This is a genomic window from Gottfriedia sp. NPDC058432 (genome assembly GCF_042721555.1).
Lineage (GTDB): Bacteria > Bacillota > Bacilli > Bacillales > Bacillaceae_G > Gottfriedia.
In genome coordinates, this window is sequence record NZ_JBHXLC010000009.1 from 168,016 (window position 1) to 194,697 (window position 26,682).

Sequence of the window (26,682 nt, forward strand, 5' to 3'; positions counted from 1 at the left end):
ATTATCATACGATAAGAATTTTAGTTTTTAATCATTATAGGCTCCAGTTAACATCTCACTTACGAAAGAATCATTTTCCCATTCTTCATAAGAGAAATCTACTGAATACTCCTGATCGGATTTTTCGTCTTTAATCTGAATGTCAAAATGATTACTCATTACTTTCAACACTTCATTGATTTCGTTAACAGTCCCATTAATTTGTAAAGTAGCCATTTTTACTCGCCTCCGATTTTAATTTACAGAAAATTCTGTTTAAAGTAACCATATGATAATCCTTTTAAAAACATTTTTCAAGGGTAGAATTTTGTCGAAAAAATATTTTAAAAAAATGTAAAGGTTTTCATTGTTGATTTACCAATATTTGTACGACATTTGAATAAATTGTGAATTTTAAATTTTCTAAAAACTTGTTGATTTATTTAGTAGATTGGAATAAAGTAAGTACAAATATTTTAACTCTTGAGGAGGATTAACCGTGACAGAGCAACAGATTTTTTTAAATGGTGAATTCGTTCAAAAACAAGATGCAAAAGTTTCTGTATATGATCATGGATATCTATATGGAGATGGAGTATTCGAAGGGATTCGCGTATATGATGGCAATGTATTTCGCTTAAAAGAACATCTCATTCGATTATATGAATCAGCAAAATCAATTTTATTAACAATTCCTTATTCATTAGAAGAGTTAACACAAATTGTAGTTGATACAGTAAATCGAAATAATTTACATAGTGGTTATATTCGACTCGTCGTCTCAAGAGGTGAAGGAAATCTTGGATTAGATCCAACTTCTTGTCCAAGAGCAAATGTAGTTGTCATTGCTGAACAACTAGCACTTTTTCCACAAGAACTATACGAAAATGGTATGGAAATTGTAACTGTAGCAACGAGAAGAAATCGAAGTGATGTATTAAATCCACAAATTAAATCTTTAAATTATTTAAATAACATATTAGTAAAAATTGAAGCGAAGCTAGCTGGTGTTCAAGAAGCACTCATGCTAAATGATCAAGGCTTTGTAGCTGAAGGTTCAGGAGATAATGTCTTCTTAGTAAAAGGGAATAAGTTAATTACTCCACCGAGTTCAGCAGGTGCATTAGAAGGAATTACTCGAAATGCAATTATGGAATTAGGTGACACATTAGGTTACGAAGTTGAGGAAAAATTGTTCACAAGGCATGATGTTTATATCGCCGATGAGGTTTTCTTAACAGGAACAGCAGCTGAAGTAATTGGCGTATCTAAGGTAGATGGACGAGTGATTGGTGATGGAAAACCAGGACCAAATACACAAAGATTATTAAACGCATTTCGTCAATTAGTAGTAGAAGATGGAGAAAAAATTTACGTAAAACAAGGGTGATAAATTGTGCGAAGTGACATGATAAAAAAAGGTATCGACCGTGCGCCGCATCGTAGCTTATTATTAGCGGCAGGTGTTAAAGAGGAAGATTTTAATAAACCATTTATAGCGATTTGTAATTCATATATTGATATTGTTCCAGGTCATATTCATTTAAGGGAAATGGCTGATGTTGTAAAACAAGCGATTCGAGATGCTGGTGGAGTACCATTTGAGTTTAATACGATTGGTGTCGATGATGGAATCGCAATGGGACATATCGGAATGAGGTATTCTTTACCAAGTAGGGAAATCATTGCCGATGCAGCCGAAACTGTAATTAATGCACATTGGTTTGATGGAGTATTTTATATGCCAAACTGCGATAAAATCACACCTGGAATGCTAATGGCAGCTGTTCGTACAAATGTACCGGCAGTGTTTGTATCAGGTGGACCAATGGCAGGTGGACTATCTAAAGATGGAAAGGCTCTATCTCTTGCTTCAGTATTTGAAGGTGTAGGTGCTTTTAAATCAGGAAAAATGAGTGTAGAAGAATTACTCGATATTGAAAAGTCAGCATGTCCAACATGTGGATCATGTTCTGGAATGTTCACAGCAAATTCAATGAATTGCATTATGGAAATGCTTGGTGTAGCACTACCATATAACGGGACAATACTTGCAACTAGTAAAGACAGACATCAATTAATCCGTGATGCAGCTTTCCATCTAATGGATTGCATTGAAAATGATATAAAACCAAGAGATATTATTACAAAAGAGGCAATTGATGATGCATTTGCACTGGATATGGCAATGGGTGGATCAACAAATACTGTTTTACACTTAATGGCCATCGCAAATGAAGCAGGAGTGGATTACGACTTAAAGGATATAAATGACGTAGCTAGAAGAGTACCTTATTTATCAAAAATTAGTCCCGCTTCTCACTATTCAATGCATGATGTTCATTTAGCAGGTGGTGTTCCAGCCATTATTAAAGAACTGACTACCATTCCCGGGGCAATTAATAGTGACCGCATTACAATTACTGGAAAAACTTTATTCGAGAATGTGCAAGAAGCCACAATCTCCAATAGTGAAGTGATTCGTAAAAAAGAAAATCCTTATTCACAAACTGGCGGATTATCGATCTTACATGGGAATCTAGCCCCAGATGGAGGAGTTATTAAAGTAGGTGGCGTTGACCCTTCAATTCAAACATTTATTGGTGAAGCAATTTGTTTTGACTCACACGATGAAGCGGTTGAAGCGATTGACAAAGGTCTCGTCAAAGAGGGTCATGTAGTTGTCATTCGATATGAGGGTCCAAAAGGTGGACCTGGAATGCCAGAAATGCTTGCACCAACTTCATCAATTGTTGGAAGAGGTTTAGGAACAAAAGTTGCGTTAATTACAGATGGCCGTTTTTCAGGTGCTACTAGAGGAATTGCAATTGGACATATTTCTCCAGAAGCGGCTGAAGGTGGACCAATTGCATATATTGAAGATGGCGATGAAATCATCATCGATCTTTTATCAAGAAGTATTACTTTATCAATTTCAAACGAAACGTTGGAATCTCGTAAAACATCTTATAAATTACATGAACCAAAAGTTAAAACGGGTTATTTAGCAAGATATGCAAAGTTAGTTACTTCTGCTAATACAGGCGGAATTTTAAAAATATGAAAAAGCATTGAAAGAGAAAAGTAGTTATGAAAAGGATCTTCAGAGAGTCGGTGGCTGGTGTGAACCGATGACCTTGATTAATGAAACTCACTCTTGAGTGTCAAGCTGAATTATTTTGTAAGGTAAGCTTGAACGTTGGTCACGTTATAACCAGATTTTGGTTAGCCAAAATCCCAAAGTTAGGTTATTAACCTAAGAAGAAGGGTGGTACCGCGAAAAGTCTTTCGCCCCTTCAGCATCTGCTGAAGTGTGGAGTTATGGCTTTTTTATTGCGAATAAATGGGTAAATTTTATCCGAAAATGGAGGGGAAAGTAGAAATGAGTCATCATTCGATGAGAACTCTGTCAAAAGAATTGTCAGGTGCAAATTTACTAATTGATGCTTTGAAAAATGAAAATGTTGAAATGATTTTTGGTTACCCTGGAGGGGCAGTATTACCATTATATGATGCACTTTATGATGCTGATATTCCTCACATTCTAGCAAGACATGAACAAGGGGCCATCCACGCTGCAGAAGGTTATGCACGAGTAACTGGTCGTCCAGGGGTTGTTATCGCAACAAGTGGTCCAGGGGCAACAAACGTAGTAACTGGTTTAGCAGATGCGATGATGGATTCATTACCACTAGTTGTTTTTACTGGTCAGGTTGCTACAAATGTAATCGGAACGGATGCCTTTCAAGAAGCAGATGTTATTGGAATTACAATGCCAGTTACAAAACATAACTATCAAGTGCGTAATGTTGAAGATGTTCCACAAATCGTAAAAGAAGCATTCCATATTGCTTCAACAGGCCGTCCAGGTCCAGTCGTTATCGATCTACCAAAAAATATGATGGTTGAAAAAGGAGTGAAAAAAGACGAGATAGAGGTTAAATTACCAGGCTATCAACCGACATATGAACCAAATTATATTCAAATAACAAAGTTAATAGGAGCAATTGAAAAAGCTAAAAAACCAGTCGTATTAGCTGGAGCAGGTATATTACATGCAAAAGCAGCTGATGAGTTTACTGAATTTATAAAAAAGTTCAATATCCCAGTTGTCAATACGCTTTTAGGGCTAGGTGGATTTCCAGCAAATGAGGAATTATTCCTTGGAATGGGGGGGATGCACGGAACTTATACAGCAAATATGGCAATGTATGAAAGTGATTTACTAATTAACATCGGAGCACGATTTGATGATAGGTTAACGGGTAATTTAGCACACTTTGCTAAAAATGCGATTGTAGCACATATCGATATAGATCCTGCCGAAATTAACAAAGTTATTCCTACAAATATTCCAATCGTTGGATGTGCTAAGGAAGTTCTGAAAGTTCTATTAAAACAAAAAGTAGATAAACAAAATCACAGTGAATGGTTAGAGCTACTTAAAAGTCGTAAAGAAGCCTTTCCACTACAGTACGAAGCGAGTAGAGAAGTCATTAAACCACAAACTGTCTTAACTTTACTCCATTCGATTACAAATGGGAAAGCGACGATTTCGACGGATGTTGGTCAACATCAAATGTGGGCAGCTCAGTATTATCCTTTTGAAGAACCCCATAAATGGATTACTTCAGGTGGACTCGGGACGATGGGATTTGGATTACCAGCTGCAATAGGAGCACAATTTGCTAAGCCTGATGAATTAGTTGTAGCCGTCGTTGGGGATGCCGGATTCCAAATGACATTGCAAGAATTGAGCATGATCAAGGAACATAATTTGCAAGTAAAAATTTTAATTTTAAATAACGCAGCCCTAGGAATGGTAAGACAGTGGCAATCAGCATTTTATAATGAACGCTTCTCTAGTTCTCTATTAGACTGCCAACCTAGTTTTACGAAACTTGCTGAAGCTTATGGGATTAAAGGGATAACAATTTCAGATCCAAATTTAGTTGAAAGTCAATTAAGAGAAGCAATTGAGTTTGATGGGCCAGTTTTAATTGATTGTCGAGTTCATCAAGCTGAAATCGTTACACCAATGGTTCCACCTGGTAAAGGAATTCATGAAATGGAAGGGGTGAAATAATGAAACGGGTCATTACATCGACTGTATTAAATAACAGTGGCGTACTTAACCGAATTACAGGAGTGATCTCTAGAAGACGATTTAATATTGAAAGTATTTCTGTAGGACATACGGAACAAGATCATATTTCAAGAATTACGTTTGTCGTTCACGTAGAGGATTTACAACAGGTTGAACAATTGATTAAACAGCTTCACAAGCAAATTGATGTGATAAAAGTAGCAGATATAACAGAAGAATCAGTTATTGCTAGAGAACTGGCCTTAATAAAGGTGAGTACAAATGCAGCTACAAGAAATGAAATTTATAGTCTAATTGAACCATTTAGAGCCTCGGTTATTGATGTAAGCCGTGATCAGATTGTCGTTCAAGTAACTGGTACTTCTGATAAGGTAGAGGCTTTGATTGAATTATTAAGACCTTTCGAACTAAAAGAAATAGCTCGAACTGGTGTAACCGCATTTACTAGATCTGCTAAACATAAGGAGCATGCTCAAAAGCTACTCTCTTATTAAATAAAAATATAAAAATATAAAACAAAAAAATTGGAGGAATTTGAAAATGGCTAAAGTATATTATGGTACAGACGTGAAGGAAAATGTATTAGTAGAGAAAACGATTGCGGTAATTGGTTATGGATCACAAGGTCACGCACATGCTTTAAATTTACATGAAAATGGTCATAAGGTAGTTGTTGGTTGTCGTCCAGGTAAATCATGGGACGCTGCAGCAAATGATGGACTACATGTAACTACGGTTGCAGAGGCTTCAAAGGCAGCTGATGTAGTAATGATTCTATTACCAGACGAGCATCAACCAACTGTTTATAAAAATGAAATTGAACCGCATCTAGAAAATGGTAATGCGCTTGCGTTTGCACACGGATTTAATGTTCATTTTGACCAAATTGTTCCTCCTGCAAATGTTGATGTATTTTTAGTAGCGCCAAAAGGGCCAGGACATCTTGTTCGACGTACTTTTGTCGATGGAGCAGCGGTACCAGCATTATTCGCTGTTTACCAAGATGTAACAGGTGAAGCAAAAAATGTAGCACTTTCTTACGCTGATGGAATTGGTGCTACTAGAGCGGGTGTACTTGAAACAACATTTAAAGAGGAAACTGAAACAGATCTATTCGGAGAACAAGCGGTACTATGTGGTGGTGTAACTTCATTAGTAAAATCAGGATTTGAAACATTAGTAGAAGCAGGTTATCAGCCAGAAGTAGCATACTTTGAGTGTTTACATGAGTTGAAACTAATCGTTGATTTAATGTACGAAGGCGGAATGAGCTATATGAGATACTCAATCTCTGATACTGCTCAGTGGGGAGATTTTGTATCTGGTCCTAGAGTAGTTGCGAATGAGTCAAAATTAGCAATGAAAGATATTTTAGCAGAAATTCAAGATGGTACGTTTGCTAAGGGCTGGATTAACGAAAATAAAAATGGTCGTCCAGTATATAACGAAATTAATGAAAGTGAAAAGCAACATCAGTTAGAAGAGGTTGGAGAAAAACTTCGTGCAATGATGCCATTTATCCAAAGAAAAGAAAAGGTCGAGGTGAAATAAAAAATGAGTAAAATTCAGTTTCTTGATACAACATTACGTGATGGCGAACAATCTCCTGGGGTTAATTTAAATCGATTTGAAAAGCTCGAAATTGCAAGACAACTAGAAGCTTTAGGTGTTGATATCATTGAGGCTGGTTTTGCCGCTTCCTCGGAAGGTGACTTTTTAGGTATTCAAGAGATTGCGAGACAGATTCGTTCTGTCTCTGTCTCTAGCCTTTCTCGCGCAAAAGATTCAGATATTAAGACAGCATGGGATGCGTTAAAAAATGCTGCGGAACCGAGACTGCATATATTTCTAGCAACAAGTGACATTCATATGAAATATAAATTAAACATGACGAGATTAGAAGTTTTGGAAACTGCTAAACATTGTGTGCAGCTTGCAAAATCCTTTTTTCCAAAAGTCCAAATTTCAGCTGAGGATGCATGTCGTACTGATCGAGCATTTCTTGCCGAATTTGCAGAGACTGCTATTAAAGCAGGTGCAGATGTGATTAATATTCCAGATACTGTCGGCTACACAAGTCCTTCAGAATACTACGATCTATTTAAATATTTACAAGAAAATGTACCGTCTTATCATAAAGCAATTTTTTCTTGTCACTGTCATGATGACCTAGGAATGGCAGTAGCGAATTCATTAGCTGCTATACAGGCTGGAGCAACCCAAGTTGAATGCACAGTCAATGGAATTGGGGAAAGAGCAGGAAATGCTGCACTAGAAGAAATAGCAGTTGCACTACATATTAGGGAAGATATTTACCGGAAAAATACTAATTTACGATTACATGAAATTACGAAGACAAGTGAACTTGTTAGTCGTCTTACAGGTATGGTTGTCCAGAAGAATAAAGCAATTGTTGGTACAAATGCATTTGCTCATGAATCGGGTATTCATCAAGATGGAGTACTAAAAGAACCAACAACATATGAAATTATACCCCCTTCATTAATTGGACTTTCTACAAATTCATTAGTATTAGGGAAACATTCAGGCCGTCATGCTTTTACTGACAAATTAAAAGAACTTGGATTCAACTTTTCAACCGAAATTATTAACGAAGCGTTTGTTCAATTTAAAGCTTTAACAGATTCAAAGAAAGAAATTACAGATGCAGATTTATTAAACATTATTAGTAAGTGGAGCAAAAAGGAGGTTCTAAAATGAAATTAAAGATCGCATGTCTTCCAGGAGACGGAATCGGACCAGAAATTATGAGTTCAGCTGTACAGGTTTTAGAACAAATTGCAAAATCTTATCAACATGATTTTACTTTTTCAACAAATTTATTCGGAGGTCACGCGATTGATGAAACAGGTACTTCTTTACCGAAAGAAACATTAGATAATTGTTTAAATTCAGATGCCGTATTATTGGCGGCAGTAGGTGGACCAAAATGGGATCAAGGTGTTGAACGGCCAGAAAGTGGCTTATTAAGGTTAAGAAAATCACTTAATTTATACGCAAACATTCGACCAGTCGATGTTTACGATGAACTTGTAAATCATTCTCCTTTAAAATCTGAACAAGTAAGAAATGTAAGCTTTGTCGTCGTTCGAGAATTAACAGGCGGAATTTATTTTTCCGAACCTCGATTCCATAATGAAAATGAAGCAACCGATACGCTTTCCTATACTAGAGAAGAAATTGAACGAATTGTAACGTATGGATTTGAGTTAGCAAAAACTAGAAAAGGCAAACTTACATCAGTTGATAAAGCAAATGTATTAGAATCTAGTAAACTTTGGAGAAAAATTGTAAATGAATTAAGTTCTAACTATCCAGAAGTAGAAGTTGAGCATATTCTTGTTGATGCAGCCGCGATGGAGTTAATTCGAAACCCAAGAAGATTTGATGTAATCGTTACTGAAAATTTATTTGGAGATATTTTAAGCGATGAAGCTTCGATGATTACTGGTTCATTAGGAATGCTACCTTCTGCAAGTAGATCTGGTAAGGGTCCTTCATTATATGAACCAATTCACGGTTCAGCACCAGATATAGCTGGACAAAATAAGGCTAACCCGATTGCAATTTTAAGGTCAGTGGCGATGATGCTTCGTGATTTTAACTTAGTTGATGAAGCAAACTCAATTGAAAACGCGATTGTTAATTCAATAAATAATGGCTATTTAACTGGTGACCTAGGTGGCAAAAGTTCAACGATTGAATTTACTGAGCAAGTAGTAAAGGAATTACAATTTCAAACAGTTGGAGGAACAATTCGATGAAACAAACATTGTTTGATAAACTTTGGCAAAATCATGTTGTAACTGGTGAAGTAGGGAAACCCCAGCTATTGTATATCGATTTACACTTAGTTCATGAGGTAACTTCACCGCAAGCTTTCGAAGGATTGAGATTATCTAATCGAAAAGTAAGAAGACCAGAATTAACCTTTGCGACAATGGATCATAATGTACCAACACAAAATCAATTAGTCATCACTGACTTAATTGCTAAACAACAAATGGATACATTAAGAAATAATTGTCAGGAGTTCAATATACCTTTAGCAGATATTACAGATGAAGACCAAGGTATTGTTCACGTAATTGGACCAGAGCTTGGATTAACTCAGCCAGGGAAAACAATTGTATGTGGAGATAGTCATACATCTACTCACGGTGCATTTGGTGCTTTAGCTTTTGGGATTGGAACAAGCGAAGTCGAACATGTGTTAGCAACACAAACTTTATGGCAAGTTAAGCCGAAATCAATGGGTGTGAAACTTGAAGGAAAGCTTCCAAAAGGTGTATATGCTAAAGATATCATTCTTCATTTGCTAGCAACTTATGGTGTATCAATGGGAACTGGCTATGTCATTGAGTTTTATGGTGAAGCCATTACAAATATGTCAATGGAAGAGCGTATGACTCTATGTAATATGGCGATTGAAGGAGGAGCAAAAGCAGGATTAGTTGCTCCAGATCAAAAAACTTTCGAGTATTTAAAAGGCCGAAAATATACTATCAATTCATATGATGAAAAATTAGTAGAATGGAAGAAATTATATACAGAAGAGGGAGCAACATTTGATAAAACAATCGAAGTCGATGTAGCAACCCTTGCACCATATGTAACTTGGGGAACAAATCCTGGAATGGGCGTAAGAATTGATGAAGTCCTTCCAAAAGCCAAAGATGAGAACTACGAACGAGCTTATGAATATATGGGATTAAAGCCAGAAATCACACCGAAAGAAATTCCTGTTCAGCATGTATTCATCGGTTCATGTACAAACTCTAGATTGTCAGATTTAGAGGAAGCGGCAAATTATCTTAAAGGAAAGAAAGTAAAATCTGATGTGCGTGCATTAGTTGTTCCAGGATCAAAAAAGGTTCGAAATGCAGCGATGGCAAAAGGACTACATAAAGTCTTTATAGAAGCAGGATTTGAGTGGAGGGAAGCTGGTTGTTCGATGTGTCTAGCAATGAACCCAGACCAAGTGCCAGCTGGCGAACATTGTGCATCTACTTCAAACCGAAACTTTGAAGGAAGACAAGGAAAGGGAGCAAGAACACACTTAGTAAGTCCAGTAATGGCAGCGGCTGCTGCAGTACATGGTCATTTTATTGATATTCGAAAGGAGCAAGCAAATGAAACCGTTACGTACGCATAAAGGCACAACTGTATCAATTATGTTAGATAATATCGACACAGACCAAATTATTCCAAAACAATATTTAAAGCGAATAGAACGAACTGGCTTTGGAGAATTTTTATTTGATGAATGGCGATATCATGATGATCGCTCACCTAATAAATCATTTATATTAAATGATGATGATCGAAAAAATGCTTCAATCTTAATAAGCGCAAATAATTTTGGTTGCGGTTCATCTAGAGAACACGCACCTTGGGCATTAAATGATTATGGATTTACAATTATTATTGCCGGTAGCTTCGCAGATATTTTCTACAATAACTGTATAAAAAATGGTATGCTGCCGATTGTCTTAAATGATGAGATTCGCTCAAAATTATCTACATTAAATGGAAATCAAGAAATTGAAGTGGATTTGGAAACACAAGTCGTAAAAACAATATTTGGAAACTTTGAATTTTCAATTGATCCTGTTTGGAAAGAAAAATTACTAAATGGCTTAGATGATATTGCGATTACGATGAAATATGAAAATGATATTGAAAAATATGAAAAATTACACGCATAACTAAAAAAGGAAGTGTCTTATAAGACACTTCTTTTTTATCTGGTTTGGTGTGTAAGCATGGGTATAAATAGGACGGTAAGTTAAGTCGAATATTGAATTTTGAATTTTAAAGAGCACTTTCTAATTTGACTGTATTTATAATAACGCGTTAGTTACATATAAAATTACAATGCCAATCAGGAAATTCCTGGTTATGTTCAAGAAGGTACTCGATCATAATTTTTGAATCTTCTGGTAGTTTTCGCTCTAATTCTGACCAACCAATAAATTGAAGTTTCTTAGGTAACTCAACTTGGCATGCAATTATAGCCCAAAAGTCATCCCAATCTTCACTATAATTATCTGGAAATGATAGTTTTTCTTTCAATACTTGATGCAATTCGTGACTGTTGTTGATTAACGATACATCAATCGTTATACTTTTTTCTTCTGATCTGCTAAATTCTTTTAGAAAATCAGTAAAAAACTTTCTAATGACAAATCGATATCGATAAACTAAATATCCTAACACATTAAAGAAAGCAAATAGAATAATCCATCCAATATTTATTCTTTTATGTTGGTATGTATTTTTCGTTGTCCATATAGTAAATAAGGTTAAATAGATTAATAAGCCTACTAATAAAACAAATCCTGCAAATGTACTAAAACTCCTATGTTTCATCTCAATATACCATTCGCGTTCTCCTTCTCCACTATGGAAAAATTTAGGAACTAACCATTTAGGGGACCATACAATTCTTTTAAATTGAAAATCTGGCTCCATGTTTTCAGTATGATAAGAAGTCAAATTTATTCCTTCATTCCAAATTTTCATCGAATTGAATACTCTAACTTCAGAAATATGATCGGTACTTTCTATTAAGCTTTCTATGTTTTTGATCAATTCTGGAGTAATTAATTCCTTGTTTTTTAATTCATCAGCTATTTGCGTAAAGATAATTGATTGTTCTTGAGAATTTTGTTCTTCGTTTATCCAAACGAAAGTAAAAATTGATAAAGATAATATAAGTACTGTAAACGCAATGTAAAGAATCCCTTTTGCACATATTTTTTGTTCATTAAACAATTGGTTATTGATCAATCGCATTTCCTTTTCTGAGCCATAAAGCTCGAAATCAAGCTTAACCGGTACTTTCTCTGATTTTACTTCTGCATTTAATTCCACTAGATACCTCCGAAAATTCCATATAATTCCATTTTACCATAAAATTAAAAGCGAAATAATTCATAATTTTAGAAATGCTAATCAATTTTTTAAATTATTTTATTGGAATTCGCTTTTTATACATCGAATTTCTGACATTCTTATTCAATTAAACTACCATGTTGTAGAACAAGTGAATTTTCAATGTACTTTTCGTGAAATTAATTTTATTTTTGTCGATAAAATTAACTTAAAAGAAAAATGGTTGTTTGAATATTTAGATTGTTGTTTAATAAGATTAAAAATACATTATTTTTGTAAAAAGAGGTGATTAAGTTGAACCTAAAAATAATTGTGGATAGCTCTTCTGATCTTCCAACTGAGATATTGAAGAAATACGATATTTCAGTCATACCATTAAGAGTCTACGACCAATCAGATAAAGAGTATCTTGATGGAGTCAATTTACAATCAAATGAGCTAATGCAAAGAATGAAAAATGGAGAGAACTTTACTTCATCTTTACCTTCTTACGATGCAATTTATCAAACTTTAGTCTCATGTAGTGCAAATAAAAATTGTATCTATCTTACTTGTTCCGGTGATTTATCTGGTACGTATAATTTTGCACAATTAGTAAAACTAGATATTTTAGAAAACAATCCAAATGCCTCTATTCATATAATTGATACTCGTTCAGTATCACTTGGAATTTGTGTACTAGTGATGGAGTTAATCGAAGGCTTAAATAATGATGAATCATTTGAAAATCTAATCAAAAGATTACATCACAATATAAATAAGATCCAACATATTTTTACGATAGAAGATCTCCAATATTTAATACGAGGCGGTCGTGTTGGTAAGTTTGCAGGATTTTTAGGAGGCATGCTAAATATAAATCCGATTATGGAAGTTAGCGAAGGGAAATTTAAACCACTTGAAAAGGTACGAGGTCGAAAAAAAGCATTAAATCGCATGCTTGAACTAATGAAGATTCGAAAAGATGAACTCAGTAAAAATGTTGCAGTTGTATACGGGGTAAAAGATGATTCTACCGAACAATTTATTAAACAATTAAAGGATTTAATTGGTATTGAACAGATTATAGAAAACTCAGTTGGTTCAGCAGTCGGCGTCCACACGGGGCCAAGTGCAATAGGAATCTTTTTTCTATCAAATTAAGAAAATTCATTTCGACTCTCAAAGTGGTGAGAGTTTTTTTGTTTTAGTAAAACTTTTAAAATAAAAAATATATAGATATAATAAATAATAGTTTAGTAGGAAATAAGAATACATTCCTGTATGTTATAAAGAGACAGATTTATTAATAATAAAACAGGTTTTGACAAAGTGGAGTGTAGAAAAGTTAGAAAGTTTGTAATATTGAAATATATAAATTCTTCTATTTTGAATTCAGTAGATTATTCCTGTGGAAATTAATTTTAGTAGGATAGAAGTTTAAGTTGCCATTATTTCAATAGGAAAGAACGCTTGAAAAACTAGGTTGATAATATTATTGAATTAAGGACTATTGGTGGATTGTTGTTTCTAATAACTGCAAATTAAAACGTCAAAAGTGCAAACAAAATATCCCAAGCTGCAAATAAGATGTTCCAATCCGTATGTAACCTACAAAAATTAACTTGAAATCTAGAAGATCTTTTATAAAAAAGTTTCAAATAGCACAAAAATAGGAGAATTTTGAAAATAAATGACTAGTTTATCATGAATCAATCAATTTTAGATTCACACAATATCAAGGGTATTAAATGGAATTTCACGTACCGAATTAGTTTGAATAAATATAAAACCACATAATTAATAGGTAAAGCAAATCTAAAATCCTTCCCTAAAACTCATAAACTATAGCACATATATCCCAGAATCCATCTCATAATATCCCCCACAAACTTTCCACCCTAATCATTTTACTAAACCGTATTTAACTTTTTTGGTAAAATAAAAATGAGTAAGATTTGTATTTTACATATTTAAATTCTTTCATGAATAGGAGAGGTGTAATTGAAAGCTTATATTTTAAGAGACACTAAAGGGCCAGAGTCACTAAAATTGGAAAATGTTGAGATTGGTACTGTTCATTCGAATGAAGTAGTAATTAAGCTAAAGGCAGCATCATTAAATAGACGTGACTTTTTTATAACTCACGGCATGTATCCAGGAATGAAGCTAGATGGAATTTTAGGATCTGACGGTGCAGGAGTTATTGAGGCTATTGGAGATGAAGTAACAGGGTTTACTGTAGGTGATGAAGTGATCATGAACCCGAGTTTAAACTGGGGAGATCGTGACGATATCAATTCTGATGAATTCACTGTACTTGGTATGCCTTCTAATGGCACGTTTGCTGAATTTATTAAACTACCAGTTGAAAATGTTTATAAAAAACCTGAGTACTTGTCATGGGAAGAGGCTGCTGCAATTCCATTAGCTGCACTTACTGCATATAGAGCATTAATTACACGCGGTCAATTACAAAAGAATGATACAGTATTGATTCCAGGTATTGGTAGTGGAGTAGCTTTGTATGCATTGCAAATTGCTGTAGCATTCGGGGCAAAAGTACTAGTTACATCTAGTAGCAATGAAAAAATTGAAAAGGCAATTGAAATAGGTGCGACTGCTGGTTTTAATTATCGAGAAAATGATTGGTATAAAAAACTTCGTAAAGAATATGGATTTGTTAATCTTACGATCGATGGAGTTGGTGGAGAATCATTTAATCGATTAATAGATTTGACAGCTCAAGGTGGAAGAATCGTATCATTCGGTGCGACAAATGGACCAGTTCCTCAAACTGTTTTGCCAAAAGTATTCTTTAAAAATATGGACATTCGAGGGACAACGATGGGAAGTCCAAGAGAGTTTGAACAAATGTTAGCATTTTTTGAAGAACATAAAATTAAACCAATTATAGATGAATCATTTGAATTTACCGATGTGCTTAGTGCATTACAACGTATGGGTGAAGGAAATAATTTTGGTAAAATTACAATTAAAATTGGTTAATTTGTCTTATTTTTCTGAGGTTTGTCTTCAATCAAAAGAACTGAGCTATTCAGTTCTTTTTTTTTTGCTCCTTGATAAATTACAATTAACATCATATGATTATTACAAATGTAATATTTAAAAAATTTAGTATTTTGAGTATTGTAAGCGTTTTAACGAAATGATTAATTATTTTGGGGGGCTTATTATGAAACATTCTTACTTAACTAGAGAACATGAAATCTTCCGCACGGCTCTTAGAAAGTTTTTACAAAAAGAAGCTGTACCATTCTATGAAGAGTGGGAACAAAACAAAATGATACCTAGAGAATTCTGGGATAAATTAGGAAATGAAGGATTTTTATGTCCTTACGTTGACGAAAAATATGGTGGGTTAGGTGTAGATTTTGGCTATTCAGTCATTATTATAGAGGAACTTGAGAAAGTTGGTTCAAGTTTAGTTGGTGTAGCATTGCACAATGATATTGTTGTACCTTATTTGACTGCTTATGCAAATGAAGAGCAAAAAATGGAATGGTTGCCTAAATGTATTTCAGGTGAATATATTAGTGCTGTTGCGATGACTGAACCAGGTGCTGGATCGGATTTAGCAAATATTAAAACAACTGCGGTAAAAGAAGGGGATTACTATATCGTTAATGGTGAGAAAACGTTTATTACGAATGGGATTCATTCAGACTTAATTATCATTGCAGTTAAAACTGATACGACAATTCGACCTGCTCATAAAGGAATAAGCTTGCTAGTTGTCGAAAAAGATACAGTTGGGTTTTCTAGAGGAAAGAAATTGAATAAAGTAGGACTTCATAGCCAAGATACGGCTGAATTAATTTTCCAAGATGCTAAAGTACCTGTAAAGAATTTATTAGGTGATGAAGGAAAAGGCTTCTATTACTTAATGGAAAAATTACAGCAAGAAAGATTAGTAGTTGCATTAGAAGCATTAGTTTCAGCTGAACAAATGTTGAAAGTGACAACTGAGTATGTAAAAAGTAGAAAAGCATTTGGAAAATCAATTGCTGGGTTCCAAAATACTCAATTTAAACTTGTAGAATTGGCTACTGAAATTGAAATTGGTCGTACTTTCATTGAGGACTTAATTTATAAGCACATAGAAGGCGTAAATGTTGTTAAGCAAGTATCGATGGCAAAATGGTGGATTACAGATTTAGGCAAAAAAGTTGCTTCAGAGTGCCTCCAATTGCATGGTGGATATGGATATATGGAAGAATACGAGATTGCTAGACGCTTCAGAGATATTCAGATCATGTCAATTTACGCAGGGACAAATGAAATCATGAAGACGATTATTGCAAAACAAATGGGATTAAATTAATCCAGACTTAAAAATGGAGGATCAAATTTATGAGAGAAGTAGTTATTGTTGATGCTTTAAGAACACCTATTGGAAAAAGAGGCGGCAGCTTTAGCGAAACAAGACCTGATGACTTAGCTGCAATAGTACTAAAGGAATTAGTAAGTCGAAATGAATTTGATCCAAAAGAAATAGATGATGTGATTATGGGCTGTGTTACTCAAATTGGAGAACAGGCTGGTGATATTGGCAGAGTTGCCGCTTTATTAGCAGGTCTACCAATTGAAGTGCCTGGTGTTACGATTGACCGTCAATGCGGATCAAGTCAGCAATCTGTCCATTTTGCATCACAAGCCATTTTAAGTGGAGATATGGACATTGTCATTGCAGCTGGTGTTGAAAGCATGACACGTGTACCAATGTTTTCGAATTTAAAAGGATCAAAATGGAATGAAAAACTAACGAATAGGTTTGGTGACTTTAACCAAGGGATCTCAGCAGAACGCATAAATGAGAAGTGGAATATCAGTCGAAGTGAGCAAGATGAATTTGCTTATAATAGCCATCAAAAAGCATTAAAAGCAATGAAACAAGGCTATTTTGAAGACGAAATTATTGCAGTTTCTGTTACGAATCAAGAAGGTGAACTTGTTAAAGTTACAAAAGACGAAGGACCTAGAGAAAACTCTTCTATTGAGAAATTAGCAACTTTAAAACCAGCATTTACTGAAACTGGTTCGGTTACCGCTGGAAATGCAAGTCAAATTAGTGATGGTGCTGCAGGCTTACTTTTAATGAGTAAAGAGAAAGCTCATCAATTAGGATTTAAACCTAAGTTTCGAATTATTGGGAGAACAGTAGTAGGATCTGACCCTCAGTTAATGTTAACAGGACCAATTCAAGCTACTCAAAAAGTTCTACATAAATGTGGTTTAACAATCGATCAAATCGATTTATTTGAAATAAATGAAGCATTTGCTGCAGTACCTTTAGCATGGCAAAAAGAATTAAATGTACCATTTGAAAAATTAAATATATTCGGTGGTGCGATCGCATTAGGTCACCCACTTGGGGCTAGTGGAGCAAGGGTTATGGTTACATTGTGTAATGCTTTAGAGAAAACAGGCTCACGTTTTGGATTACAAGCGATCTGTGAAGGCCATGGTATGGCAAATGCAACGATTATTGAGAGATTAAATTAATAAACAACAACAAATTGGGGGATTTAAAAAATGAACATTCGTGATAGCATAGCAATCGTTACAGGTGGAGCATCAGGACTAGGTGCAGGTACAGTTAGAATGATCGTAGAAAATGGTGGAAAGGCTGCTATCTTCGATTTAAATGAAGAAAGAGCTACTAGCTTAATTGCTGAATTAGGTGAAGACAATGTTTGTTTCGAAAAAACAGATGTTTCTTCAGAAGAAAGTGTAAAAAATTCAATTGCAAATGTTTTAACGAAATATGGTTCAATCAATACAGTAGTAAACTGTGCGGGTATTGTTTTAGCCGAAAAAGTAATTAAAAGAGACGGAATTCATTCATTAGAATCTTTCCAAAAAATCATTAATGTAAACTTAGTTGGTACGTTTAACGTTATTCGTTTAGCAGCTGAACAAATGATTAACAATGAACCAAATGAATTTGGTGAAAGAGGTGTTATTATTAACACCGCTTCAGTAGCAGCATTTGATGGCCAAATGGGGCAAGCAGCATACGGTGCATCAAAAAGCGCAGTAGCTGGAATGACATTACCAATTGCTAGGGATTTATCAAGATACGGCATCAGAGTGATGAGTATTGCTCCAGGTATATTTGAAACACCAATGTTTGATGTATTACCAGAAAAAGCTAGAGAATCATTAGGAAACATGGTTCCATTCCCATCACGTCTTGGTAAGCCATCAGAATACGCACACTTAGCGAAGAGCATTGTTGAAAATCCAATGTTAAATGGTGAAGTGATCCGTTTAGATGGTGCAATTCGTATGCAACCAAAATAAGAGTGACTACAAATGCAGGAAGAGCAGGGTATTAACTTGTTCTCCTGCTTTTTTTATGTTTGGAATTAGTAGTTGTTTTAAGTGGAGATCGTTTTAAAGAAGATTATTGATATTCTTATTTAGCTAACTTGGAAGATTAGTTGAATAAGAATTTTCAAAAAAACAACCATAAAATTTCCAATATATGGTAAAATATATCAGTGCAGTAATTAATTTTTAGGAGTGTTCTAACTATGAAAAATAAATACACAGTATTATTTTTACTTTTGTTTATTGCTTCAATTACAGGTGGATTAGCGCTTAAAAATGTACTTGAGTTTTCAATGATATATGGTGTAGGATTAGGTCTTATATTTTTAGCTTGCTCTATCTATTTTGTAATAAAAAGTGAGAAGAAAATAGGTGTACGCTAAATTTACTATTACTATGAAACTACCGAAATTTCATTATACGGACCAAATTATTTTAAAAGAGTAGAGCAGGGTTTCGACATAATAGGATATGTTGATAAAAAGAATAATAGATTAATTGAATTTTGGTTGGGGGATAAAGTAATGGAAAGTCGTTTAGAGGATATAAACATGGATTAAGTTCAATAATAAAGAATTAGATATACTTGGATATTAATTTTTATAGGGGAATTTTAAATTATGATTAAACGGAAAGTAGTCATATACACTATTATTGTAATTTCTATATACATTGGTGCTTTTTATTTTTTTAGTACTAATCAGACAAACGCCATTACAGCATTGGAGGATGTCAATGTTAATAATCTTGATGAAATAAAACAACTTGAATCTCCTGACAAGAAACATAAACTAACGATTTATTTAAATGGTGGAGTATTTATGAAGTCAGATTATAGTTATATTGGTCAGTTGAGTTCCAAAGATAAGAAGGAAAAAGAAAAATTTATATTGTGGCTGCCAGGTGAACCTTTTAATATTCAATGGGTAAATAATAAAGAAATATTAGTGAATCAGAAACAAATTAACATCAGCAGTGAAAACTATGATTTCAGAAATATGTAAAGTCTTATACAATTAACAACAGCATATTACCTTGTTGTAGTAAACGAAGCGTCAATTATTGAAAATAGGGGGATATAATGAAAAAATTATCTCAGACAGGAAAAACGTTAATTGTTATTGGAACGATTTTATTTGTTTGGGGATTTGGTTTGATTACAAATACTATTTCCTTTGGACTAATAAATACAACTATTTCATTTAGTGTACTTATTGTTGGAATAGTTTGTTGCATTGCATCTAATTTTTTTAAACTAGCTAAAAGTTAATAAGTAGATTCAATAAACTATTATCAAAGTATTGAATATAAGAAAATAAATAATTTGTATACATTTATGAGAAACGAAAAAAATGAATAGATAGAACGTTTTTTTGAAATCGTATACAATGTAGTTAGCCACAAATTTTGATTATTTTAAAAAATATTGGTATCAAGAGAGGCGGTATTAAAATGGAAACATCTAAACAAGTTACAGTAAAAGCAACTATTAATGCATCAATCGAAAAAGTATGGGAATTTTGGACAGAACCTGAACATATTAAAAAATGGAACAGTGCTTCAGACGACTGGCACACACCAATTGCAGAAAATGACTTGCGTGTTGGTGGAGAATTCCGTTCAAGAATGGAAGCAAAAGATGGCAGTTTTGGTTTCGACTTTGGTGGGATTTATGATGAAGTAAAAAAATATGAGGTTATTGCTTATACTCTAGGTGATGGAAGAAAGGTTAATATCACATTTAGTGGTAAAGAAAACGAAACGGAAGTAATTGAAACATTCGATCCTGAAACAACTAATCCTGTTGAGTTTCAACAACAAGGATGGCAAGCAATTCTAGACAATTTTAAAAAATATGCAGAACAAACAAACATTTAAGTAGATATAAAGAGAATGATGTTATTGAATCATTCTCTTTTTTTTTGCTTAGAATGCATAATTCATACCAAATCGATATATGTGGCCTTTTATTTAAGGTTTTTGGCTGATTAGTTGATCAAGACTAAACAAATTAATCATGGTATTCTATTTATAAATATAAAATGTAATAATTTACCAAAAAAAAGAATTTAAGGAGGTATTTAAATGAAAAGGAAAACTTTCTGGATTCCAACAATTGTATTCATTGTTACAACTTTTGTATTGTACTTGTGTGGTTATTTATTTAACATCGAATATTTAAAATGGTCAAATTTGAGGAAACTTCAAATGGCGGATTTTCCTTTGGTGGTTCATTGAATCCAATTATCTTTGGTTTTGTTATTGGAAAAGTTGTGGAATGGATATATAAAAGCAGGGAAAAAAACAACATAGCTTAGTAAATTACTAGGAGTTAACTTAAGGGAAAAAAGGAGCGGAATAAATGGAAGTTATTGTCCGAAAGTATAGAACAATTTTCTTTTTACTAATAATAATTGTAAATATAATTTATATGACTTTAGACAATAAAAAAATAGAATTAATGACATCAATCGTAACTGTAACGATTGCCTCAATATTGTACATTTTAAAATTGAGATATGATAATAAGGGCAAAAAGAACAATTAGAACCACGTTGATTTTTAGCGGTAGTTGAAAATATGATTTGTAATAAAATTAAGGCAGCTCATTTTTTATGGGAAAATGATGAAAGTTTAATAAGTTTTAAGAGATTATTAAATTCAAAAATGAAAAATCGCTTAAAAGGGAGTAGTAATATTGACTAAATCAAATACTAAACTCACTGATCGAATTCTAAGAATTATAAGAAACGCAGAATGCGAAGTTAAATCTTCAAAAAATGAGGTCTTAAGACCAGAACACTTACTATTAGCATGTTTTCAGGAAAATACTGGTACGCTTGGCGAAATTACTTTGAAATGTAATATTGATTTAAACTCTTTAAGAAATTTGATTGATCAATCGGATATTGTTCCAGTTCAAAATTTGGTGAGTGAATTTTTTAATGTATCTGTATCCAGTGAAGTATTGGCAGTAATGGAACTTGCTACTGAATATATGAAAAAATACAATCAAGTATATCTCAATGTAGGTCATTTATTAAAGGCATTAATTAATAAAAATGTAGTTGAAAACTTTCTCACAGAAGAGCAAAAACAAACTATTTTAGAACTTGGTACTACTTCTCGTGATATGATCACTCATCTTGATCATTACATATTTCCAGATACTACTAAGCAAATAATAGTTCGAAAAATAAATAGAAATGATTATATCAATCTATTTAATTTTGTAAATCATAACTTTTCAAGTGATTGGATCCAAACAATAAAAGATGCGTTCGTACTAATTGAGCCTTCGATATTTATTGCTTTAGATAAAGATGGAGAAATTGTCGGGTTCGCTTGTTATGATGTATATAAAAATAAAAAATGTTATTTTGGACCAATGGGAGTCTCGTTAACTAAGAGGATTAACGGAATTGGATTTTCTTTACTTCATCACTGTTTAAAAGATATGAATGAAATTGGTTATGAGTATGCAATAATCGGTGGAGCGGGACCAATAGAATTTTATGAAAAAACATGCAATGCAGTTGTAATTCCTAGAGCATAGATTGTGGTTTGTTATTGAACTAAAGCATTGCCATAATTGAATGAAAAGACGTTTTTTCATATCATAACGGTAATAATAGGTCTATCCATTTTAACTTTAGTTGAATTATTAAGGAAAAAACAAAATATTAAGGACATTAGATAAAATGAATAAATTAAAGCGGTTTTCAATATTTTAGGAATATACAAAAGTTCAGATTTGAAAGGATTTCATTTGCAATTGTGCAAGACATTAGGTGTAAAGAAGGGCTACTATGGTAGCCCTTTTTAATGTTAATGACGGATCAAGAAATGATATAACTGAAAAACACAGAAAACTTGACCCCTTGTAATTAGATAGCTAGTTAATGCTTGAAAGCAAAGGATCGATATTTACTTTCCATGGAGAAATAGGAGACGTTCTCACCAATGAAAAAGAAAGTTTCTTTCTAATCCGGCCTATATCTTTTATAAAAAGATTAACCTCAACTGGGATTTCAGTTGCAATAGAGTTTGCTCTTAATTCCTTGGTTTGGGGCAAAGTCCACTGAATCGCATCAATTTTTTCTAATTTCTTAAGTTCTTTTTTCATATTTTTTTGATTACTTATGGCAATATTTTTAACCAAGCCTTTATCTCTGTTTTTAATCGTAACAAATAATACATTTAGCAGTTGGGACGGTGGAAGGTTACTCATATATTCATTAATCCTCCCAGCAGCTTTAAGGATCATCACATGATGAGATAAGTCTGCCTTACCTGTCCGATGTGTCGTACTTCCCATAAAATGAATACAAAAATGACCACAGAAACCGTTTGGAAGCGAACCTGCACCATGTGGCATTCCGTGCATGGAGGCAGGGATTAGGTTGTCATCAGCTAAAATTAATACAGCCCTTCTTCGCCAACTCCAGTTCCCTCCGTATATTTCTTTCATTATCCTAGTATCTTCTCTTGTTAAAGGCTGCACATCTGCATGCCTACTACCAGCTCTTCTTTGTACATTAAAGCTCTTGCCACTTTCAACATCGATTACAGTGAACAATGAGTATTTTGGGATTATTTTGTTTACAGCTTCCCAATCCTGAATTTCTATTTGAAAGCTAATTGGGGTAAGTACTGGTTCGTCTGTTATAGCGTAAGTAAAATCTGTAAAGCTAATTAATGAAAGGGACAGGATTACAATAAATAAAACTTTTTTCACAACTATAAGTCAACTCCGATGATTAGAATACATCTATTTTGTGTTATTTTTTAGAAAAAATTGCTATTAAAAATTTGGAAATATAAGGCATCCTTCTTAAAAAGGAAAATGAGATTAGTCTTTTGGGGCTTTACTCATACTTAACTAAATAATTTATTAATAAATCTTATAAAACTAACAACTGCTGAGCTGCACAACTTGACGACTGTTTAGTAGAATTTTTTTGAACAAAATAGCGGGGAAGTTGAAAAAACAAACATATTTGGATTAATAAATAAATAGTTTAAGGTAGATATGGTGATTAAATGAAAAATGGAAGTTCTCTAATTTTTTTATATGTTTTAGTAGAATTGACAGAGCAAGATGCATAATATATTATGAGTGAGTAACTCACTCACTATTTGACATTAGAAAGGAAAGACTCTAAATGACAAAATCCAATATTTTACCTGATATCTTTTTTCGTAAATTTAATCAAAGGAAAAATGAAAAGAAGTTAGAAATTAATTCTGAATATATGATTAATGATGAAAAGTATGTAACGATTGGGGGGATTGATCAATGGATTACAATCCGAGGAGAAGATAGAAGAAACCCTGTTCTTTTATTGGTTCATGGTGGCCCTGCCTCAACTTATACTGTTTTTAGTTCTTTAATATGTTCTTGGGAAAAGCATTTTACGATTGTTCAATGGGATCAGCGTGGTGCAGGAAAAACTTTTAAAAGGAATGGTAAAGAAGGCTGTGGTAAAATTACATTAAACCAGTTGGTAGAAGATGGAATTAAATTATGTAGTCTAATTTGTAATGAACTTGAAAAAGATAAAATTATTTTGGTTGGAAGTTCCGTCGGTAGTCTTATAGCCACATTATTAATAAAGGAAAGGCCAAATCTCTTTTATGCGTATGTAGGAACTGATCAAAACTGTTTTGATTATGAAAATATCACATACCAATTGGCGATTGATGCTTTGACTGATGCAGGGAATACGAGGGGACTAAAGTTTTTAAAAGATTTAGGACCAGATCAATCAAAATGGACACAAAAAGAGTTCGATAAAAGAAATCAGATATTAGTAAAATCTACAAAAAATGTTCCTAATATGGTAATGGACCTTATATTGCCTTCTATGCTTTCATCACCTCAACATAATGTAAGCGATCTATTCGATATATTTAAAGGGATGAAATTTTCGGGAAATCAATTGTTTAATGAACTGATAAACTTTAATTATGGCCGGCTAGGAACGGTATTTTCAATTCCTTTCTTTATTTTTCAAGGAGACCATGATATTATTACGCCTACCGAAAATGCAAAACGGTTTTTGCAAGAAATCGAAGCACCTTTAAAAGAGTTTATTTATATAAATAACGCCGGACATTTAGCTTGCTTTGCAAGACCTGAGCAGTTTTTACAAGAATTAATAAATAGAGTAAGGCCATTAGCAATTAACTAAAAAAATAAATAAGTAAGAATGTATAAATTGGAGTGAGTAAGTTGTTACCAAAAGATCATAATCAACAAACTGATAGAAAGGTGCTTATAAAACAATCTGCCTTGAAAATATTCGCATTGAATGGTTATAAAAATACGAAAACAAGTGTAATTGCAACTGAGGCAAAAGTTAGTGAAGGTTTAATATTCCGTCACTTTCAATCAAAGGCAGAACTGTTTTTTCAAATTATCGAAGGTTTAATGCTTGAGTCTGAAAGAGAGCTAAGTTCATTGCAATTTTTTCAAGGAACTCCATACCAACTACTAAAATTATTAACTGAAAAAATGTTAGACGAAAACCATAAATATGCATTTATGATTGTCCAACAAGCGAGGAAAAAAACAGAAGTACCAGAAAAAGTGACTGAATTATTATCTGAATATTCGCCTGATTATTTAATTGATTTACTAGTACCAATATTTATAAAAGGTCAAGAAAGTGGTGAATTTTTAAAAGAAGATCCACGAAAAATATTAGTATGGTATATCAATGTGATAAATAGCTTAACCATTCAAGATCTTGTGGATGATAAATTTGGCTTACCTACTTCTGATTTTTTGATGAAAATGTTAAGGGCTTAAAAGGTACGCTGATTGAAATAAAAATTCTTAGTAATAAAAGTCCTTAAGGGTTGTCTAGTTAGACAGCCTTTTATTTTCCATAATTAAAATAAATATGGATATTTAAGACATTTTATTCAAAAAATACTCTTATGCCAAACCTATGTAAGAGGAATCTATGAAAAAAATATTAAAATTCATCTTTAAAACTTTAGTTCTTCTATTTTCACTTTTAGTTATTTTATTTGCTTTAAATGAGATTGAAATGGAAATAGCTCAAAAAAAGAATGTTTTTGCTGAAAAGCCAATAACTTATCCAATTGGACATAGTGATTTGTCGATTTATATGAACGGAAAGAAATTAAATAACCAATTATTTAATGATATTAGGAATGCAAAAAAGGAAGTCCATATCTACTTTTTTTCAGTTTCTAATGATCGTGTATCTCATGAATTTTTAGATGTCTTAAAAAAGAAGAGTGATGAAGGAATTCCAGTTTATTATGCAGTTGATCGTCTTGGTGGAATTTTATTAGAGCGAAAAGAAAGAAAATCTTTGATCAATCATGGAGTACATTTTACATATTTTAATAAACCGCAATTATCTTATTTTTTTGCATCGTTAAACAACAGAAATCATCGTCGAATGACGATTATTGATGGAGAAATTGGCTATATTGGTGGGTTCAATATAGGTAAAAAGTATATAGATGAAAAAAAAGGATTAAAACCTTGGGAAGATGTTCAACTTAGGTTAGTAGGTAGTGGTGTTGAAGGCTTAGAAAAACAATTTGTACATGATTGGAGAAAAAATTCAGACCAAAAAATTACACAGATGGCCATCAGTAAAAAAATTGGGAAAAGCCAGCATCAATTTGTTTCTTATACTAAAATAGGGATTGAGCAAGAATATAGTAAATTGTTTAAACAAGCAAAACATTCGATTACAATTTATTCTCCTTATTTTATACCGAATAATAAAGTAATATGGGATTCATTATTAGATGCAGCAAATAGAGGAATTGAAGTAAAAGTATTATATTCTCATAAGTCAGATGCACTTTTAGTACAACAAGCAGCATTTCCATATATAAAGCAAGCTTGGAAAAATAACATAAAAGTTTATGGGTTTAAAAAAGGTATTTTTCACGGTAAAGTAATTAAAATTGATGATAAAGTTCTAATGATTGGCACAACCAATTTTGATTCCAGGTCATTTCATTTAACGGATGAATTGAATTGTTATATATATGATCAACAGTTTATCAAACAGGTAGAACCAGAATTAGCCAATGTATTCAATCAATCATTTGAAATTACGCCTACTTATATTAAAAATTTACCTTTTAAAGAACGAATAAAAGAAAAAATTGCTAAAGTATTTGAATTTTATTTATAGGGCAAACAACTAGTTGTACTGTATTTTAATTTAAGGAATACAATGAAAAAATAATGAAAGATTAATCAAGAAAATTGGTTAATCTTTTTTTATTTTCAAATATTTATAAAAATACAATTGATTTTATATTTATTCATAATTATAATGAAG

26 protein-coding genes, 1 pseudogene and 1 other annotated feature are annotated in these 26,682 nt (G+C 33.0%); of the genes and pseudogenes, 24 read left to right on the top strand and 3 right to left on the bottom strand.

The window, feature by feature from the left end; genetic code table 11:
• Window positions 1-27: 27 nt before the first annotated feature.
• Entirely contained in the window at window positions 28-216 is a 189-nt protein-coding gene (locus tag ACFWM3_RS11605; RefSeq protein ID WP_056477121.1) for a hypothetical protein, read from the bottom strand.
• Between the two features lie 262 nt (window positions 217-478).
• Here ACFWM3_RS11605 and ilvE point away from each other — a divergent pair, with 262 nt between their 5' ends.
• The 9 genes and pseudogenes from ilvE to leuD all read left to right on the top strand — a co-directional run bounded on the left by ilvE (window position 479) and on the right by leuD (window position 10,815).
• Window positions 479-1,369 carry a branched-chain-amino-acid transaminase gene (gene ilvE, locus ACFWM3_RS11610; protein WP_056477125.1) on the top strand — a complete coding sequence of 297 codons (891 nt, stop codon included), beginning with the start codon at window positions 479-481 and terminating at the stop codon, window positions 1,367-1,369.
• Between the two features lie 6 nt (window positions 1,370-1,375).
• Window positions 1,376-3,043 carry a dihydroxy-acid dehydratase gene (ilvD, locus tag ACFWM3_RS11615; RefSeq protein WP_056477128.1) on the top strand — a complete coding sequence of 556 codons (1,668 nt, stop codon included), beginning with the start codon at window positions 1,376-1,378 and terminating at the stop codon, window positions 3,041-3,043.
• Window positions 3,042-3,278 (top strand) — a binding site (T-box leader). Its footprint overlaps the gene before it by 2 nt.
• A gap of 83 nt (window positions 3,279-3,361) precedes the next feature.
• Window positions 3,362-5,065, top strand: a complete 1,704-nt coding sequence (gene ilvB / locus ACFWM3_RS11620; RefSeq protein ID WP_056477353.1) for an acetolactate synthase large subunit — start codon at window positions 3,362-3,364, stop codon at window positions 5,063-5,065.
• Window positions 5,065-5,580 (top strand): acetolactate synthase small subunit, encoded by a 516-nt coding sequence (ilvN, locus tag ACFWM3_RS11625; protein WP_025671139.1) that lies wholly within the window; start codon window positions 5,065-5,067, stop codon window positions 5,578-5,580. Before ilvB ends, ilvN begins: the two co-directional genes overlap by 1 nt.
• Window positions 5,581-5,626: 46 nt before the next feature.
• The gene (gene ilvC, locus ACFWM3_RS11630; protein ID WP_390311436.1) at window positions 5,627-6,637 is read left to right on the top strand and encodes a ketol-acid reductoisomerase; all 1,011 of its coding nucleotides are present in this window, start codon (window positions 5,627-5,629) and stop codon (window positions 6,635-6,637) included.
• Between the two features lie 3 nt (window positions 6,638-6,640).
• Window positions 6,641-7,762: pseudogene (locus ACFWM3_RS11635) on the top strand (2-isopropylmalate synthase); the annotation flags it as partial.
• Between the two features lie 41 nt (window positions 7,763-7,803).
• Entirely contained in the window at window positions 7,804-8,871 is a 1,068-nt protein-coding gene (gene leuB, locus ACFWM3_RS11640) for a 3-isopropylmalate dehydrogenase (protein ID WP_056477134.1), read from the top strand.
• Window positions 8,868-10,262, top strand: a complete 1,395-nt coding sequence (gene leuC, locus ACFWM3_RS11645) for a 3-isopropylmalate dehydratase large subunit (RefSeq protein ID WP_390311437.1) — start codon at window positions 8,868-8,870, stop codon at window positions 10,260-10,262. Before leuB ends, leuC begins: the two co-directional genes overlap by 4 nt.
• The gene (gene leuD, locus ACFWM3_RS11650; protein ID WP_056477140.1) at window positions 10,240-10,815 is read left to right on the top strand and encodes a 3-isopropylmalate dehydratase small subunit; all 576 of its coding nucleotides are present in this window, start codon (window positions 10,240-10,242) and stop codon (window positions 10,813-10,815) included. Before leuC ends, leuD begins: the two co-directional genes overlap by 23 nt.
• A 148-nt stretch (window positions 10,816-10,963) precedes the next feature.
• Here the strand turns inward: leuD and ACFWM3_RS11655 are convergent, their stop codons facing one another.
• Window positions 10,964-11,983, bottom strand: a complete 1,020-nt coding sequence (locus ACFWM3_RS11655; RefSeq protein WP_390311438.1) for a barstar family protein — start codon at window positions 11,981-11,983, stop codon at window positions 10,964-10,966.
• 315 nt (window positions 11,984-12,298) lie between these two features.
• Here ACFWM3_RS11655 and ACFWM3_RS11660 point away from each other — a divergent pair, with 315 nt between their 5' ends.
• The 12 genes from ACFWM3_RS11660 to ACFWM3_RS11715 all read left to right on the top strand — a co-directional run bounded on the left by ACFWM3_RS11660 (window position 12,299) and on the right by ACFWM3_RS11715 (window position 21,896).
• Window positions 12,299-13,147, top strand: coding sequence for a DegV family protein (locus ACFWM3_RS11660; protein ID WP_390311439.1), 849 nt, complete (start codon window positions 12,299-12,301; stop codon window positions 13,145-13,147).
• A gap of 840 nt (window positions 13,148-13,987) precedes the next feature.
• Window positions 13,988-14,992: a zinc-dependent alcohol dehydrogenase family protein gene (locus ACFWM3_RS11665; RefSeq protein ID WP_390311440.1), complete on the top strand. Its 1,005-nt coding sequence runs from the start codon at window positions 13,988-13,990 to the stop codon at window positions 14,990-14,992.
• A gap of 187 nt (window positions 14,993-15,179) precedes the next feature.
• On the top strand, window positions 15,180-16,328 hold the full coding sequence (locus ACFWM3_RS11670) for an acyl-CoA dehydrogenase family protein (RefSeq protein WP_390311441.1): 1,149 nt from the start codon (window positions 15,180-15,182) through the stop codon (window positions 16,326-16,328).
• Window positions 16,329-16,357: 29 nt separating this feature from the next.
• Window positions 16,358-17,509 (top strand): thiolase family protein, encoded by a 1,152-nt coding sequence (locus tag ACFWM3_RS11675; RefSeq protein ID WP_390311442.1) that lies wholly within the window; start codon window positions 16,358-16,360, stop codon window positions 17,507-17,509.
• A 30-nt stretch (window positions 17,510-17,539) separates the two neighbouring features.
• On the top strand, window positions 17,540-18,310 hold the full coding sequence (locus ACFWM3_RS11680; protein WP_390311443.1) for a 3-hydroxyacyl-CoA dehydrogenase: 771 nt from the start codon (window positions 17,540-17,542) through the stop codon (window positions 18,308-18,310).
• 233 nt (window positions 18,311-18,543) lie between these two features.
• On the top strand, window positions 18,544-18,723 hold the full coding sequence (locus ACFWM3_RS11685; RefSeq protein ID WP_056477155.1) for a hypothetical protein: 180 nt from the start codon (window positions 18,544-18,546) through the stop codon (window positions 18,721-18,723).
• A gap of 237 nt (window positions 18,724-18,960) precedes the next feature.
• Window positions 18,961-19,344: a DUF5412 family protein gene (locus ACFWM3_RS11690; RefSeq protein WP_056477158.1), complete on the top strand. Its 384-nt coding sequence runs from the start codon at window positions 18,961-18,963 to the stop codon at window positions 19,342-19,344.
• Between the two features lie 77 nt (window positions 19,345-19,421).
• Window positions 19,422-19,610 carry a hypothetical protein gene (locus tag ACFWM3_RS11695; RefSeq protein ID WP_390311444.1) on the top strand — a complete coding sequence of 63 codons (189 nt, stop codon included), beginning with the start codon at window positions 19,422-19,424 and terminating at the stop codon, window positions 19,608-19,610.
• A gap of 182 nt (window positions 19,611-19,792) precedes the next feature.
• Entirely contained in the window at window positions 19,793-20,218 is a 426-nt protein-coding gene (locus tag ACFWM3_RS11700; protein WP_056477163.1) for an SRPBCC family protein, read from the top strand.
• A 207-nt stretch (window positions 20,219-20,425) separates the two neighbouring features.
• The gene (locus ACFWM3_RS11705; protein WP_390311445.1) at window positions 20,426-20,578 is read left to right on the top strand and encodes a hypothetical protein; all 153 of its coding nucleotides are present in this window, start codon (window positions 20,426-20,428) and stop codon (window positions 20,576-20,578) included.
• 124 nt (window positions 20,579-20,702) lie between these two features.
• Entirely contained in the window at window positions 20,703-20,888 is a 186-nt protein-coding gene (locus tag ACFWM3_RS11710) for a hypothetical protein (RefSeq protein ID WP_056477169.1), read from the top strand.
• Between the two features lie 150 nt (window positions 20,889-21,038).
• Window positions 21,039-21,896: a GNAT family N-acetyltransferase gene (locus tag ACFWM3_RS11715; RefSeq protein ID WP_390311446.1), complete on the top strand. Its 858-nt coding sequence runs from the start codon at window positions 21,039-21,041 to the stop codon at window positions 21,894-21,896.
• Window positions 21,897-22,235: 339 nt separating this feature from the next.
• On the opposite strand, the gene ACFWM3_RS11720 is transcribed toward ACFWM3_RS11715, so the two are convergent.
• Complete coding sequence (locus tag ACFWM3_RS11720) at window positions 22,236-23,078, bottom strand: hypothetical protein (RefSeq protein ID WP_390311447.1); 843 nt, start codon at window positions 23,076-23,078, stop codon at window positions 22,236-22,238.
• Between the two features lie 427 nt (window positions 23,079-23,505).
• Between ACFWM3_RS11720 and ACFWM3_RS11725 the strand changes: the two genes are divergently transcribed.
• The 3 genes from ACFWM3_RS11725 (at window position 23,506) to ACFWM3_RS11735 (ending at window position 26,532) form a co-directional block, all read left to right on the top strand.
• Entirely contained in the window at window positions 23,506-24,534 is a 1,029-nt protein-coding gene (locus ACFWM3_RS11725) for an alpha/beta fold hydrolase (RefSeq protein WP_390311448.1), read from the top strand.
• 41 nt (window positions 24,535-24,575) lie between these two features.
• Window positions 24,576-25,154, top strand: coding sequence for a TetR/AcrR family transcriptional regulator (locus ACFWM3_RS11730; protein ID WP_390311449.1), 579 nt, complete (start codon window positions 24,576-24,578; stop codon window positions 25,152-25,154).
• Between the two features lie 157 nt (window positions 25,155-25,311).
• The gene (locus ACFWM3_RS11735) at window positions 25,312-26,532 is read left to right on the top strand and encodes a phospholipase D-like domain-containing protein (protein WP_390311450.1); all 1,221 of its coding nucleotides are present in this window, start codon (window positions 25,312-25,314) and stop codon (window positions 26,530-26,532) included.
• The last annotated feature ends 150 nt before the right edge of the window (window positions 26,533-26,682 follow it).

What these genes read in the sequence shown, in the direction of transcription:
- ACFWM3_RS11605 (WP_056477121.1), bottom strand. Translation starts at nt 216, where the DNA reads ATGGCTACTTTACAAATTAATGGGACTGTTAACGAAATCAATGAAGTG.
- ilvB (WP_056477353.1), top strand. Translation starts at nt 3,362, where the DNA reads ATGAGTCATCATTCGATGAGAACTCTGTCAAAAGAATTGTCAGGTGCA.
- ilvN (WP_025671139.1), top strand. Translation starts at nt 5,065, where the DNA reads ATGAAACGGGTCATTACATCGACTGTATTAAATAACAGTGGCGTACTT.
- ilvC (WP_390311436.1), top strand. Translation starts at nt 5,627, where the DNA reads ATGGCTAAAGTATATTATGGTACAGACGTGAAGGAAAATGTATTAGTA.
- leuB (WP_056477134.1), top strand. Translation starts at nt 7,804, where the DNA reads ATGAAATTAAAGATCGCATGTCTTCCAGGAGACGGAATCGGACCAGAA.
- leuC (WP_390311437.1), top strand. Translation starts at nt 8,868, where the DNA reads ATGAAACAAACATTGTTTGATAAACTTTGGCAAAATCATGTTGTAACT.
- leuD (WP_056477140.1), top strand. Translation starts at nt 10,240, where the DNA reads ATGAAACCGTTACGTACGCATAAAGGCACAACTGTATCAATTATGTTA.
- ACFWM3_RS11670 (WP_390311441.1), top strand. Translation starts at nt 15,180, where the DNA reads ATGAAACATTCTTACTTAACTAGAGAACATGAAATCTTCCGCACGGCT.
- ACFWM3_RS11675 (WP_390311442.1), top strand. Translation starts at nt 16,358, where the DNA reads ATGAGAGAAGTAGTTATTGTTGATGCTTTAAGAACACCTATTGGAAAA.
- ACFWM3_RS11680 (WP_390311443.1), top strand. Translation starts at nt 17,540, where the DNA reads ATGAACATTCGTGATAGCATAGCAATCGTTACAGGTGGAGCATCAGGA.
- ACFWM3_RS11685 (WP_056477155.1), top strand. Translation starts at nt 18,544, where the DNA reads ATGAAAAATAAATACACAGTATTATTTTTACTTTTGTTTATTGCTTCA.
- ACFWM3_RS11690 (WP_056477158.1), top strand. Translation starts at nt 18,961, where the DNA reads ATGATTAAACGGAAAGTAGTCATATACACTATTATTGTAATTTCTATA.
- ACFWM3_RS11695 (WP_390311444.1), top strand. Translation starts at nt 19,422, where the DNA reads ATGAAAAAATTATCTCAGACAGGAAAAACGTTAATTGTTATTGGAACG.
- ACFWM3_RS11700 (WP_056477163.1), top strand. Translation starts at nt 19,793, where the DNA reads ATGGAAACATCTAAACAAGTTACAGTAAAAGCAACTATTAATGCATCA.
- ACFWM3_RS11705 (WP_390311445.1), top strand. Translation starts at nt 20,426, where the DNA reads ATGAAAAGGAAAACTTTCTGGATTCCAACAATTGTATTCATTGTTACA.
- ACFWM3_RS11710 (WP_056477169.1), top strand. Translation starts at nt 20,703, where the DNA reads ATGGAAGTTATTGTCCGAAAGTATAGAACAATTTTCTTTTTACTAATA.
- ACFWM3_RS11725 (WP_390311448.1), top strand. Translation starts at nt 23,506, where the DNA reads ATGACAAAATCCAATATTTTACCTGATATCTTTTTTCGTAAATTTAAT.
- ACFWM3_RS11735 (WP_390311450.1), top strand. Translation starts at nt 25,312, where the DNA reads ATGAAAAAAATATTAAAATTCATCTTTAAAACTTTAGTTCTTCTATTT.